The sequence below is a fragment of the Pseudoalteromonas sp. SANK 73390 genome, assembly GCF_054966645.1.
In genome coordinates, this window is sequence record NZ_ARPN01000130.1 from 1 (window position 1) to 15,910 (window position 15,910).

A 15,910-nucleotide genomic window follows, 5' to 3' on the forward strand; every position below is an offset into this window, starting at 1 on the left:
AACATAAATGGTCATTTAACTTTTCTACAGTACACGCATCAAACAAACTGACATCATAGGTCCAGTGAACCTCTGCACTTTCATCATGTATTGCCAGGCTAATATTCAAATCAAACTTCGCAGAGATTTTGTCTGAATGATGAGGTGTAATGTCTAATCCAGCAAGATGCGTAGTTTCTTTATCATTGAGCACGCCATAGTTTGTATTCGTGGTCATCATGATTTGAAATAATGGTGCGTGGTTGGTGCTTCTTGGTACTTTTAAACGTTCAACTAGCTGCTCAAACGGGACACTCTGATTTGCTTGTGCTGCCAAGTTCACCTGTCTAATATGTGCAAAATAATCTGCAAGTGTCTTATGAGCCGTATTGACTCTAAGCACTAAGGTATTCACAAAGAACCCTATTAATGTCGCTAGCTCTTCTTGTAGCCTGTTTGCCACAGGCGTACCTATCACAATATCATGACTGTTGCTGTGTCGTGATAACAACAACGACAGTGCGCCATGGCACAACATAAACGGTGTTAAATTATATTTCTTTGCAACACTCGTTAAGCCTTGAGATACCTCTTTTGAGAGGCGTTGGCTTAAACAAGCGCCATCACTTGTTCTGTACTTTGGACGTGGCCTATCTAGCATCAAGCCGTGAACTGGCGGTAGCGCTGTTAATTGTTGCTCCCAATATTGCAACTGCGTTGCAACCTTTTCAGACTCCGCACCGCTTCTTTGCCACACAGCATAGTCGGCATATTGAATACTTAACTCAGCCAGAGGACTTGGTTTATTTTTGTAAAATGCGTCATAAAGTGTCAAGAATTCCCGTGTAAGCAATTCCATCGACCATCCATCGGTCGCAATATGATGCATATTCAACAGAAAAGTCCCTGACGCGTCGCCTGTTTGAAAGTAACCAACCCTCAGCATCAAGTCTTTTGATAGGGTGAACGACTTTTTAAGGTCACTCTCAATTAAACGTTCTACTTCAAGGCGTTGAGTTGATTCTTCTAAATGAGTTAAGTCCTCTACACGAATATGAAAGTCAATTTCATTAATAGGGCAAACTTGTTGATACATTTCACCGTCAAGTTCTGTATAAACGGTACGAATTACTTCATGTCGCTCAATAATCACTCTAAATACACTGTCTAGCAACGCTAGATCTAATTTTCCTAACACCTGCAAGATGATTGGTGAGTTGTACTCAGCAGACCCATCTTGTAATTTATCTATCAACAACAATCGCTGTTGCGCATAAGAGGTGGGTAGCGGTTTTGTCCCCCTTTGGACTTTTGCTATCACTGCATGTTCAGGCTTATTTGCAGCGCGTTCACGCTGAATTTTCTGCAAAAAGCTAATAATCGCCTGCTTATTCGCAATGATTTCTTGCTTAATCTCAGCGGGAAACTCACTTACTTTTAGTTTAAATCGAAGTTCACTTCCTTCTACATGAAGAAGCACGCCCTGTACTGCCGCTCGCTTGACAATATCCGCGATATTATTAGACATACTTTAAATTTCCCTTTACTAAAAGCCTATTGGATTGCCAAAAGATACGAGTATCTTCCTTTCCCCTTTGTAGGGCGTTCTGGCATGTGCTTTGAGCACGTTATCAACAAGCATTAAATCACCGTTTTTCCAGTCAAACTGAATTTGGCATTGTTTATACACATCACGAATATGATCAACATAGTGATCTGGAATTTGACTACCATCTGCATAATAGCAATTGCGAGGATACAACAGCTCTTGTTCATACATGGCTTTGACATCTTCTTGGGACTCAGGACTTAGGCAATGGAAATGCCAATGTAGTACCTGATTAATCCAGCTCTGCTCATTATTAACAGGATGGTTCATCACCGCTGGTCTAATAGAGCGAGTGACCAACACGTCACCATTTACCCATTCAAAGTCCATGTGCTTTTCTTTGCACATATGCTCAACCTGCTGCTTGTCTTCGGTATTAAAAATCGTTTTCCAACCTACGCCAAGATAGTCATGTGACTCATATTTACGAACATATATAATCCCCTTTTCAATGAAACTGTCTCTCACCTCACTGTTCAAGTTTTTTAGCACTTCTCGGCTATCAACAATTGGAGTCTGGCCACCTTCAAACGCTTTTTGTTCACAAGCAAATATCGCTAGCGCAGGAAACATATGATTGAAAGTATTCTCATTATGCCATAACAGAAACTCTGCATTTGCGTAGTTGATAGGTCTTTGAACGGTAGAACCTTCTGCTGCGGGATAATGCTCGCCGTTGTATGTAAGCGTTTCGCTAAATAGCAGTTCAGATACGCCTTGGACCGCTTTGTAATTATTAAACTGACCACCTCTTACCAACACAGCTCCCGCAGTGTTGAGCATTTCTGTAATATCGCCTTGCTGTTCTGATAAGAAGCTCAATGCACTGTGACTATCGCAGTCTAATTCGATTAAATAAGGGCTATATTGGCTGTCGCACATTCTTTTATACATCGTTTTTATATTATTTTTCATGCTTTGCTACCTCAATTCGAATGATGACTTATAGTGCGCCCTCTGACATAACGTCTACATCACTGTATATATCGCTGCTTTCATCCAAAATCATCATCAGGTCAATCTTGTTTGCGATACTTGCTATCGTTGGTTCTTCAAACAATTGCTCAACATTTAGCATCTGCTTAAACACGGTCTTGATCCTCACCATCATTCGCATGGTCAATAAAGAGTTTCCTCCCAGCTCAAAGAAGCTTGCTGAAGTGCTGATCTGTGCTTCATTCATCCCCAGTAATTCAGCCCAAATACGCAGCATTTTTTCCTCGGTTTCGGTCTGGGCACCGTTAAAGTTATCTTTACCATTGGTATTTTCAGGACGCGGTAATGCACGCTTATCCACTTTTCCATTCGGCGTTAGCGGCCAATTCTCAACTGGCACATAAACATCTGGAAGCATATAATCAGGCAAACTCAATGCTAAATATTCTTTAATACTGGTCAGTAATTCTGACTCAGCTGCAATTGATGATTCAGCTGGTTTGATATAAACAATTAGCTGCTGTACACCTGCATTTTCAGCTACCAACACAAGCGCAGAATCAATGATTTCAAGCTGCTCCAACTGATAACCAATTTCTCCTAGTTCGATACGAAACCCTCTGACTTTTACTTGCTCGTCTATTCGACCAATAAACTCAAGTTTGCCACTGGGCAAATACCGAACAATATCACCTGTACGATACAAACGTTCTGAACTGTTAGGGTGGTTAGCAGCAAAGAATGGGTTACAAACAAAACGCTCTGCTGTTAATTCTGTCTGGTTCAAATAACCACGGGCAAGCCCATCACCAGCGATATACAACTCACCACACGCCCCCATCGGCAACAATTGCTTATACGCATCTAAAACTAACAGTTGAGTATTGAGTATCGGATGGCCAATATTGATATTGGTCGAATCGTCCTGTGACGCTAGGTTTTGTGCGTTAAACATTTCAGCACTACATCCAACCGTTGCTTCAGTTGGTCCATACTCATTAACGAAACTACTGTTGGGCATCAATACGGACATTTTTTGGGCAAGTTTATAACTAAACGCTTCACCACCAACGACAATAACATGCTTACTGAGCACTTTTTTTGGCAATTCTAAGCCCTGTAAATGTGCAGGCGTCACCTTAAACAGGGTACATTCTTCACTTTGTACTGCTTCGTTTAGTTCATTGAAAATATTATAATTTTCAGGGAGTATTTTAAGGTATCCAGAGGTTTTCAACCAAGCGCCAAAAAGCGTCGTAACAGTCGCATCAAAGCTTATTGAGGTACTTAGGACCGAACAGCGAAGATCATCGTGTAGATAGGACTGAACATGCGTTAGATAGTTACTAACACCTTGATGCTCTAGCATCACACCTTTGGGTTTTCCTGTTGAGCCTGAGGTATAAATTACATAGGCAAGATTTGTGGTACTCAAACCAAGATCGGTACATTGTAGGTTAGATGTTTTGTAATCGGAAAATGGGTGTTGACTATCTTTTTGGCCTATTCCATCTACTTCAACCCAACTGCAGATGCTATTTTCTAAACAAGTGTGTGACTGCGCCAAAACCACCTTAACTCCAGAGTCGATAATGATATGGTGCAACCTTTCTTGTGGATATTTCGGGTCTAACGGCACATACGCTCCACCGGCTTTGAGGATTCCCAATACACCGATTACCATTTCAATTGAGCGTTCGATACACAGACCCACTAAGGTGTCAGGTTTTACACCTTGCGTATGTATTAAATAATGGGCTAACTGATTACCTTTACTATTTAACTCTGCGTAGGTTAACTGCTCACTACCAAATACCACCGCAACCTTGTCAGGATGAGCTTGAGCCTGTTGTTCAAATAACTCATGAATACATTTGCCTTTTGGATAGTCCATAGCCGTGTCATTTAAGCCATAAACCAAGTGCTGCTTTTCCTGTTCAGAGAGTATAGCTAAACTATGTGGTGCTATAGTACCTTCAGTTACTTTACTGAGCTGTGCGAGCAAACAACATAAATGCTCATTCATATTCACAACGCTTGCCTCGTCAAACAGGCTCACATCGTAGGTCCATGTTATGTCTAAGCCCTCGTTGTGCCAGTTTACATCAAAATCTAAATCAAACTTGGCTTGCACTGCCTTTGACCCATGGCGTGTGATGTCTAATCCAGCCAGTGTCATACAATCAGTAATACGACTATCAACACCATAATCCGTGCTTAAATTCAGAGTGATTTGGAACACAGGCGTATGACTTACACTTCTGGCCACACGCAACCTATCAACCAATTGCTCAAATGGCATATCTTGATTAGCTTGCGCGGTTAAATTCACCTCTCTAATATGAGCAAAATAATCCGTCAATGTGTCATGCTGAGTATTGGCTCTAAGCACCAAGGTGTTAACAAAAAAGCCAATCAACGGTGCAAGCTCATCTTGCAGCCTGTTTGCTACTGGTGTGCCTATCACCACGTCTGCATTGTTGCTATATCTTGATAACAACAAGGACAACGCACCATGTAACAACATAAATGGAGTAAGCTGATATTGCTTCGCCAATATCGCCAACTGCCGGCTCACCGTTGCAGGTAATTGGCCTGTAACTTGGGCCCCTTTATATTGTTTAACCTGTGGCCTTGGGTGACTCAAAGGTAAACTATGTAATGCAGGAGCACCTGCTAACTGGCTCTCCCAATATGATAACTGCTTTTCCAGTGCCTCAACCGATAAATTGGCTTTTTGCCACCGAGCATAGTCCGCATATTGAATATCTAACGCAGGTAACGGATTTGCTTGGTTCTGACTAAATGCCTCGTACAGTGCAAAGCATTCTTTGGTCAGTATTTTCATTGACCAGCCATCTGAAGCAATGTGGTGCATATTAAATATCAATACACCTGCTTTATCACCCGTACATAAGTAGCTCACACGCAGCAGCACATCATTTGATAAATCAAAGGATGTGCTGATATCCGCTTCAATTTTTTCTTCCACAGCCAGCGTTTGTGCATCCTCGCTTAAATGTTGCATATCCACAAGCGCAATTGAAAAGTCAACCTGAGACATCGGGCGAATACATTGCATAACCTCGTCATCAAGCTCTGTATATGTGGTCCTTAGCACTTCATGACGTTCTATCAAGGTGGTAAAGACTTTTTCCATCAGCTGAGCATCAAACTGTCCTTTGATATTAAGTACAGCAGCTATATTGTATTCTGCTGAGCTGCCTTTCATATTATCAATCACCCACAGCCTCTTTTGACCAAAAGAGACTGGAAAATAATTGGTGACTTCAGCTGAGCGCGTACTAGGAAGAATGGGAGAAAACTGACGCATTGCTGTTATTTCTTGTAAAAATGCGATCATCTCAGCTTTGTTATTCACCAGTTCATCACGCAGTTGCGCCGTCAGAGCACCCTTAGGAGCCTTTATTTTTAACTCTCCGTCTTTTTCACTTAACTCTATACCTTTAGCCTTGAGTTGATTAAATAATGTAAAAACGGTCATATTGAAAGCTCCTCGAAATCTTCTTCTTGTTGTGTATCCGCATCAGATACGTCATTTTGTCCGTTAATTGCTGTAAGTAACTCAGATACATCCACAAGCGAAGTGGCACTAAATAAAGCTCTCATCGGCACATCTATATGTAGCTGATTACGAATTTTTGAAACTAGTTTAGTTGCCAATAATGAATGGCCTCCTAGCTCAAAAAAGTTATCATTGACTCCTATTTCAGTGGTACTAAGACTCAGTACCTCCGCCCATATCGAAACCAATTGGCGTTCCATTTCGTTACGTGGTGCAACATAGTTCTGACTTGATCCAAACGTAACATCGATAAGTGCGAGTTTGCGTCGGTCAACTTTGCCATTGATAGTCAACGGAATAGCCTCGACTTCAATAAACACCGAAGGCTGCATATAGGTAGGTATGCTTTGCTCAAGCAGTTCTTTTAGTGCTTCTTGATATATATCTTGGTCTCTCTCCAATTGATTTTCAGTCACATAGTATGCAACCAAATGCTTGCTACCATTGTGTTCTTTCACCAGTACCGCACTATCTTTAGTGTTTGGATGTCGATTGATTTGCGCCTCTACCTCTCCAAGCTCAATACGGAATCCGCGGATTTTCACCTGTGTGTCGATTCGGCCTAGATAATCTAACGACCCATCCTCAAGCCAACAGGCCAGATCTCCTGTTCTATACATATTGGACTGTACACTTGATAACTTTTTCACAAATGGGTTAGGTATAAAGCGCTCTTTGGTTAATTCAGGGCGATTCAGATAACCTCTCGCAACCCCTGCCCCCCAAACATACAACTCTCCAGGAACACCTATCGGAGCAAGTTCTCCACGATGATCTAAAATCGCAACCCCTAGGTCACTGAGTGGTCTGCCAATAACGCTGTTTGAATATCTGTGTTCAACATCATTTTGCAAAATTCTTCTGTATGTCACGTGCACGGTCGTTTCTGTAATACCATACATATTAATTAGCTCAGGACTTGCATCTGAGTGCCTCGCTAACCAAGGAGATAATGAAGCTAAGTTCAATGCTTCACCACCGAACACCACATAGCGTAATGATAATTTGGCATTATTCTCAATATCAGCATTGATGAACTCTTTGAAGGCACTTGGAGTTTGATTGAGAACCGTAACCTTTTGCTGTACAACTAAGCGATAGAACTCCTCTGAAGAGCGCGCTACATCCGACGGTACAATTACCAATTTGCCACCGTAGAACAATGCTCCCCAAATTTCCCATACCGAGAAATCAAATGCGTAAGAGTGGAACAGGGTCCATGTATCGTCCGCTGAGAACTTAAAGTTGTCCTGCGTGCTAGTAAATAAACGACGTACATTTTGATGGGTTACCATTACCCCCTTTGGCTTGCCTGTACTACCTGAGGTATAGATTACATAAGCTAAATGATTAGGCTTAACCTCTTGATTAAGACAGCCTCCTTCATTGTGTACCACTGTAGCGCAGTCGCTTACTTGTGACCATTGGGTGTCTAGCGCCAGTAACTGAGTGTCACGTTCGACCAGATTACTCAACTGATCTTTTAGAGTACTGCTCGTGAGCACTATTTTTGCTTGACTGTCTTGCAATATGTGTGCAATTCGCTCATATGGGTTGGCAGGATCCATCGGTACGTAAGCGCCACCTGACAGTAAAATACCAACGATGCCAACAAGCATATCCAGAGATCTATCAACGTACAGCCCAACTAATGTGTCAGGTTTCACGCCCTGCGACTGTAAATATATCGCTAACGCATAACTTTTATCATAAAGTTGCTGATAGCTAAGCGATTCATTTTGCCATACAACAGCAACCCTATCTGGGTGAAGCGCAACCTGTTCCTTAAACTGATCAACAATACAGTCCGTTTCAGGGAAGTGCACGCGTTGCTCTCCATAGCAAAGTAGTAATTGCTTTTGCACATCGCCAATTAAGCTCACCGTATTGATACTCTGCTCTGGGTTACTAAGTAACTGCTCGGTCAACGTTTTAAATTGATCCATCAGTGTCGTGATGACCTTTTCATTGTAGAAATGACAATCCCAAGTAAATGCGACTTCTAACGTTGCCTTTGGTTTACCAGCAATCGTAAGAGGATAATTTGGTGCTTCATAACCAATAAAGTCATTAATAAGACTATCAGCTTCTGAGATCTTCTCTACTGGATAGTTTTCATACACAAATAGTGTCTGAATAAAGTCTTGATTGCTGTTCAATCGACCGTTTGAACGTTTAGACAAGAGCGTCTGTATATAGGTAAGCGACGTTGTTTCATAGTTTAGCTTTTCAGACTCCCTGCGATGCATCTGCTGTAAGTGTTCTAAAAGACTTAACTGTGCGTCAAATTGCACACAGGTTGGGGTAGTATTGATACAAAGACCAACGAGCTGTTCGCTGTGCTCCACATCAAGTAAACTCGTACGCCCTGAACTCACACTACCGAAAGTGACTGCGGTATTTCCACTATGAAGGTGAAGTAATAAACCCCAAATGAATTGCAGCACGGTATTCGTCGTCAACCTGTACTTTTTAAGCAATTGTTCCAATTTGAGGGTATCGTGCGCAGAAAACACCAAAGTAGCTTGTTCAAATACATCTTTTGCCACACTCTGAGCCGTTGACACCAATGCCATAGGTAACGGAGTTTTGTCTTCATGATGTTGCAAGTACTGCTGCCACCAATTAGATTCTTCATCTAAATTTCGGCTTAATAGCTTACGAACGTATACCGCATAACTAGGTGTGGTCGGTAGTATATACTGCTGCTTCCCTACCATTGCCTGATATAATTTAAACATGTTTGACAGAACCACACCTTGAGACCAACCATCCATTACAATATGATGTAACTCCAACACCAAATAGCTTGATGTTTTCCCCTCAAATAGATGCATACGCGCCAGCGGACCACCATCAAAACTAATGCCTGACCGCTTGTTTTGCTGTATCCAGTGTATACAGCTCGCTTTGAGTTCAGTATCTGATTTATCTGACCAATCTATACATGCAATTTCAGTATCTACATGCTTTAAAATCACCTGAATGCCCATATTCGTCATTGCGAAATGATCCGTGCTAACTTGCATTCTTAACACATCGTAGTGATCAACAATCAACTGCCAAACCTTACTTAGGATAAGCTTATCAGCGTGACCATTTATCCCTATAGCGGATTGCGTTAGGTACATACCGTTGTTGTTTTCAGTCCGTGCAAACTGAGTCTCAAAAAGTATTCCCGACTGTAATGGTGTTAGAGGATACATATCCTGAAGGTTGTCAGAGTGAATATTACTCTTCTTAGCCAAGCTATCCACTAAAGAATCAAGCTGTGGTAATGAGGCTGATAGCAATGGAAAATCATCAGGCGTATAACCCAACCTAGGTGAATCACAGCAATGTTCAATCAATGCTTCTAGTACCTCAACATATTGAGCTTGCCATTGACTTAAAGGATGATGTTGCCACTTCTTGGGGTATCTAAAAGTAAAAGATAATTGCTCAAAAGCCACCACTCCATTAATAGTGAATAGGTTATCAACCTCCTGATGTGGCGATACGGTACTTCCAGATGAGGCATTACATAAAGAGAAGTAGCCGCTATCGGCATTTGTGTCATTCGATTGAAAGTCTCCAAGAAAGTTAAAACTCACCGGAGATTTTGGAAGGTTTACGAAAGCTTCATGTTGATTTAGATATCGGAATATTGAGTACCCTACCCCCTTATTTGGAATTGAGTGTAGTACCGTTTTTATTTCTTTTATACAAAGCCCTATATTCCCTGGATCTGATAATGTTAGATTGACCGGATAGATACTCGTAAACCAACCTAGAGTTCTTGTCGTATCAATCGCTGCATCCAGCTGTTCCCGCCCATGCCCTTCTAAATCTAGGGTCAGTGTTTTCTTACCTGTAAGCTGGCAGTAGCTTAATAGCAAAGCACTCAGTAATAAGTCATTTATGCCAGTGCCATAAGCTTGATTACAGTGTTTTAACAACTTTTTGGTATCGACTTTTGACAACTTCACTTTTTTATACTGAAGGTCTTGATTCCGATAGCCACCATTTTCATACTCATCGAAATTGTCATCAAACGTGCCACACGCACCTTCAATCTCTTTGCTTTGGGTCAGCCAAAAATCTAGGTCTTGCTGACCTTGCTCAGTGTCTTTATATGCTGCTAAGGAATCAACCCAATTACGGTATGAACTTCTTTTTTGAGGTAAGCTCAACGATTGGCCCGCCATATGCTGACCGAGCAATTTATTAAGGTCTTCGAGGAGAATACGCCAAGATACTCCGTCGATCGCGAGATGGTGGATTATAATCGCTAACTTATCGTGGCTAGCACTTGCCCCACTGAAGTAAATCCAACGCATCATTGGACCCGATTGCAAATCTAAGCGACTTTGCCATTGGTCACATGTTTGCGCAATAAACTCTAGCTGTTGTGTTTCATCATCTGTTTCAAATTCATAGCGATGAATTGTTGATAGAATGCTATTTTCATCAGCAACGTCACTGTAGTATTGCTGCCAACCATTCTCTGTTTGCACGTATCTGAACCGTAATGCATCATGATGCTTTAACAAGGACTCAGCAAGCTTATACAAAGATTCAGTTGATAAATTCAAGTGTAGTGCTAACACCACAGACTGATTAAAGTGGTGTATATCAGTCTGTGTGTGTTTGAAAAAGTAAGACTGAATCGGACTTAAAGCCACTTCTGAGTTTAGCAAACCTTGCTCTTTGATGATGTTTCGAGCTTTTGAGGTATTGCAATTGGCGAGTAGCTCACAGATGGACTGGTAGTTAAACATATCTCGTACATCAAAGTGAATACCATATTCTAGAGCTTTGGAAACGACCTGGATGGTCTTGATCGAATCACCACCGAGCTCAAAAAAGTTGTCTTTAATACCAACTTTATCAATATCCAAGTTGAGCACTTGTGCCCAGATAGCCGCCAAACGTTTTTCTGTCTCACTACAGGGTGCTACACGCTCATTTTTTGCTTCAAAACTTACATCCATTGCTTCCAGTGCACGACGGTCAACCTTACCACTTGGGGTCAAGGGCATCTCTTTTAGCCTGACAAACGCGTGAGGTAACATGTAATCAGGTAGCATCTTTTGCAGTGCAACTTTCACATCATTGTTATCAAGTTCAAAGGGCTGTTCGCCTTGCACATGAGCTATTATATAATAAGCGATGAGTGTCTTATCACTGTCTTGACCTCGCGCTACAACTACAGCATCTTTTATTTGGGCTACCTGATTGAGCTTCGCTTCAATTTCACCTGTCTCTATGCGAAACCCTCTAATTTTGACCTGATTGTCAATTCGGCCCAAATATTCAATACTTCCATCACTCAGCCAACGGACTAAATCGCCAGTTTGATACATACGTGTATTTTGGCAAAATGGATTCGCGACAAACCGTTCTTGCGTTAAAGCTGGGCGATTGTAATAACCTCTTGCCAGACCATCTCCCGCGATATGTAATTCTCCGGGCACACTTACAGGCACAATATTTTTGGTTTTATCCAACACATAAAGCTGTGTATTACTAATTGGAAAGCCAATTGGAATGATATGGCGTTGCGCTAGCACCTCAGCTGTAACACAACTCACCGTGCTAATAATCGTGGTTTCTGTCGGACCATAGGTATTAAACAGGGTCGTATCAGGGTACTGCTGAATAAATGCTTTCGCCTGTGAAAACTCCAATTTTTCTCCACCAATAATAACCCTTTTTACATCATGTAAAGGCGTTTTAGCTGATACCAATTGGTGAAAAAAAGCAGTAGGCACGTTCAGCATTGTAATGCTATGTTTATCTAGAAGCGCTTGAAAATAAGGGAGTGTCAGTAGCTCCTCTTTTTGCTCAATGAATAGTTGCGCACCGCTATTTAAAATAACAAACACTTCTTCTACGAATAAGTCGAAACTCATCGTTGAAAATAATAACTGTTTGTCGCTCTGAGTGACTTGGTACTTACTCTTGGTATAATGGTTATGATTAACCAAGCTACGATGTTCAACCATTACACCTTTTGGTTGCCCTGTTGAACCCGAAGTGTAAATCATGTAGGCCAAATTATGCGGCTCTACATCTTGGCGTAGGCTAACTTGCAGCTCTGTCAATTCCTTGACTCTATCGCTGAGCGCACTTTCTGATTGGTCTAACACTATGAGTTTGGTCTTTTCACCCACCATAGCCGCGAGCTTCGCTGCTAATTTCTCCTGTGTCAGGACGATGCTTGTTTGGCTATCTCTTACCATAAAGTTTAGTCGGTCTTCAGGGTAATCAGGATCAAGAGGTACATAGGCTCCTCCTGCTTGCAATATCCCAAGTAGCCCCACTAACATTTCTACCGATCTATCAAAGCATAAGCCCACAAGAGTATCCGGTTGAACACCCTGATCTTGCAGGTATAAGGCCAGTTCACAACTTCTGTCATAGAGCTGTTGATAACTTAATACCTCGTCTTTATAACGAATCGCAATATTATCAGGGGTCGCCGAAACCTGTTGTGCAAATAATTGATGAATGCATTGATGTTCTGGATAGTAAGTCTGAGTGTTATTAAATTCATACACTAGACGATGTTTTTCCGCTTCGTCCAAAATCGTCAGCTCATCAATATTAGCATCAGGCGCCACAACAACAGCCTTGCATAAGGCAATCAAATGCTGACTCAAACGCTCAATAGTTTCTGGTTTATAGAGTGATGTTCTATATTCAATAATCGCGTCTAAACCGCTAGCGGTTTCATTAAACACAATATCAAGATCAAATTTGCTCGTTGTACTTTCTAGTGGGTAGTGCTGGATATTATTTGCTGGAACCTGCATTGGCGAGTTTTGCAGTACCATCATGATTTGAAATATAGGATCAACGGCTAAGCTACGCTGTGGCTGCACTAAATCTACCACCTTATCAAAAGGCGTATCCTGATGCTTGTATGCTTCCAAACAGGTTTGTTTAACCTGCGCTAAAAGCCTACTAAATGACTCATTACCATCGACTTGGCTACGTAACGCAAGTGTATTGATAAACAAGCCAATTAATCCTTCTGTCCCTTCATATTGACGGTTTGCAATTGGACTACCCAAACAAATGTCCTGCTGACCTGTATAGCGATATAACACAGCTTTAAAAGCAGCCAATAATGTCATAAACAAAGAGCAGCCTTGTTGCTCGGATAAAGCCTTAAGCTCAGCGGTTAATTTTGCCTCTATTTTGAACTTGTGATTTGCACCAGTAAAATCTTGAACAGCGGGTCTTGGGTAATCCGTCATCAAATTCAAACTCTCTGGTACACCAGCCAGCTTCTCTTTCCAATAGGCAAGTTGTTGCTCTAATAACCCTTGCTCTTCAAGCAGCTGACGTTGCCATATACTATAATCTAGATACTGAATAGGTAGAGGGGGTAGCGCTGGTTTTTTGCCTTGCTGCAAACATGTCATGATCAAGCCAAATTCTTTGACGATAACACCCATTGACCAGCCGTCGCTGATGATATGATGCAAAGTAAGCATCAAAATGTGTTCGTGCTCAGCAAGTTTCAGTAGCTTACTTCTAATTAATGGACCACTTGCTAAATCAAAAGGGGTACGAGCTTCCAACTTACAAAGCTGTCGAGATTTTTGGTAACGTTCTTGTTCATTTTCACACTGGCTAAGATCAGTACATTCAAGTTTTAAATGAAACTCATCAGCAATAACTTGGCGAGCTTCACTGTTCACTTTTGGGAATGTTGTTCGCAGGTTCTCATGACGAGCAATGATCAGATTAAATGCCTGTTCGAGGTGTTGAACATTCAGTTCACCTGAAATACGAACCACTTTAGGAATATTGTAATTTGCTGTATGGGGGTCAAGTTGATCAATAAACCACAGCCGCTGCTGAGAAAAGCTCAAGGGGAATGCAGTGATTTTTTCGCCTTCTGCATCAGTTCTATCCACCTTTTTAATTGCGGGGATCTCACTTGCTTTGGAAACTCTGGATAAAAACGCAATTATTTCTTCTTTATTTGCAATGACTTTATTGCGGATCTCGTCTGTCCAAGCTCCTTTCGCAGCTTTAAACTTCAGTTGCCCATCTTGTTCCCATAATTTAATGCCCTTTGCACTAACCTCATTAATTAGTTTAGCTATGGTCATGCAGATACTCCTTCCAACTAACCGATTTCGTATTTTTATTTTTTAATCTAAGGCTTAGATAAGGGATCTTTCATCCTTTAAACATAACGTTTTACCACAATTATCTAAGCCTAAATTTACCAATTAACAATTTGACAACTTTATTGCAAAAAACACATCCTACAATAGATGTGCCCGATACTGATAGAGATTTCTCCACTATACTGAAAAGTAGAATACCGTATTCAATATCAATAAGTTGCCTTTGTTGTATCGCTACGACATAGCCACCAAAATTTTTCTTGGCCCTGAGTAGGCCGCACGCCCATGAGACATCAACATATTGTCTATCAGCAACACATCACCTTGTTGCCAAGGAAAGTAAATAGTTTGAGCATTAAAGGCTTCTCTCACTTGCTCTAGTATCTTATCTTCGATGGGACTCTCGTCACCAAAACAAGCATGTGTCGGGCAGTTCTCAAGCTTTCCTTCATACATATGCATGAGTGCTTCATAAAATCGTTTGGGGTGGTTAGAAGGGTGAAACTGGTCCGCCTGATTAAACCAGACTTTTTCTTTTGTGACTGGATGCACTTCAATACCAGAACCAATCTGGGTTGTCCTCAAGTTACCATTGCTATCCCAACGAAAATCAACATTAGATTTTTTACAAATCTCAGTCACTTCGTCACGATCCGTCGATTCAAAAGTATCTTGCCATGAAGGCCCTAGACCCTTGCCGCCATGAAGATTCCTTATGTACATCACTTTTCGTGTTTCAAATAAATCTATGATCGCAGGGTCGAGTAATTGAAGCACTTTACGACCATCAGCAATCAGAGTATTGCCATCTGCATTAGGAGGAGTAATACAACAGAAAAACAGTTGTGAAGGCCATTGTTCGGCATAGGACAGTTCATTATGCAATGAAATAAACTGGTCAGCAGCATACTCTGTAGAGGTATAAATGCCCTTAGACATTTTCGTTCTAGGCGAATTTCCACCGACATAATCTAATAAGGAAGCTTCTTTAAAATGCTCTAGAAACTTATCAAACCGCAATACTGTGTCGATGTCGAAATTGCGAAACAAAACTGCTCCATGGGTCAGTAACTTCTCCTGCAGTAGATCTAAGTTGTTATTCTTCCACTCAAGTAGTTCGCTAAATACATCTTGTCCATTACTACTGTCATTGGGCTGTCTTTCGACTAAAAATGGTGAATTGGCTTGTTTACAATAAACATCTGTTACTACTGACATATTCTACTCCTTACAACCATCTTACGACGGTAAGTTAAAACTCTTTTTATACGTTTAGTTGTGGACAACCGTTATTAGCTAGTGCGGTACCATCTAGGTTGTAAACTCGTTGCCTTGTCACAAAATTGGACAGTGATTGGTTCTGCCCAGCCATTTCTCGGATTACAGTAGGGGTGGCCGGAGTACTTATTTCAGCTACTTTGTTCCATGTCCTTGTTTCATAGCAATGAACATATCCAGGGATATAGCGACGGTAAGCACGTATCTGCAAACATGAATCTGCAAGTACGTAATATTTACTATCAAATGCAACGTCTCTGGACATAAAACTACCGACGTCGATTGCCTCTCCTTTATTGCTGACAACACACCCACTAAACGAGTCACATATTAAGAGGTTGTCGTCATTACCAAATCCAATATTTCCTATTGATAAGTCGGTCATTATTATTC

The 15,910-nt window shown here is 41.3% G+C and carries 6 protein-coding genes; all 6 read right to left on the reverse strand.

The window, feature by feature from the left end; all coding sequences use genetic code 11:
- On the reverse strand, window positions 1-1,507 hold a 1,507-nt coding region (locus SANK73390_RS18150), incomplete at its 3' end, for a condensation domain-containing protein (RefSeq protein ID WP_462767818.1).
- 18 nt (window positions 1,508-1,525) lie between these two features.
- Window positions 1,526-2,503: a TauD/TfdA family dioxygenase gene (locus SANK73390_RS18155; protein ID WP_462767819.1), complete on the reverse strand. Its 978-nt coding sequence runs from the start codon at window positions 2,501-2,503 to the stop codon at window positions 1,526-1,528.
- Between the two features lie 28 nt (window positions 2,504-2,531).
- On the reverse strand, window positions 2,532-6,029 hold the full coding sequence (locus tag SANK73390_RS18160; protein WP_462767820.1) for a non-ribosomal peptide synthetase: 3,498 nt from the start codon (window positions 6,027-6,029) through the stop codon (window positions 2,532-2,534).
- Complete coding sequence (locus tag SANK73390_RS18165) at window positions 6,026-14,218, reverse strand: amino acid adenylation domain-containing protein (protein WP_462767821.1); 8,193 nt, start codon at window positions 14,216-14,218, stop codon at window positions 6,026-6,028. The genes SANK73390_RS18160 and SANK73390_RS18165 overlap by 4 nt, the downstream gene beginning before the upstream one ends.
- Window positions 14,219-14,473: 255 nt before the next feature.
- The gene (locus SANK73390_RS18170) at window positions 14,474-15,457 is read right to left on the reverse strand and encodes a TauD/TfdA family dioxygenase (protein ID WP_462767822.1); all 984 of its coding nucleotides are present in this window, start codon (window positions 15,455-15,457) and stop codon (window positions 14,474-14,476) included.
- Window positions 15,458-15,503: 46 nt separating this feature from the next.
- The gene (locus SANK73390_RS18175) at window positions 15,504-15,902 is read right to left on the reverse strand and encodes a hypothetical protein (protein WP_462767823.1); all 399 of its coding nucleotides are present in this window, start codon (window positions 15,900-15,902) and stop codon (window positions 15,504-15,506) included.
- Window positions 15,903-15,910 lie beyond the last annotated feature (8 nt).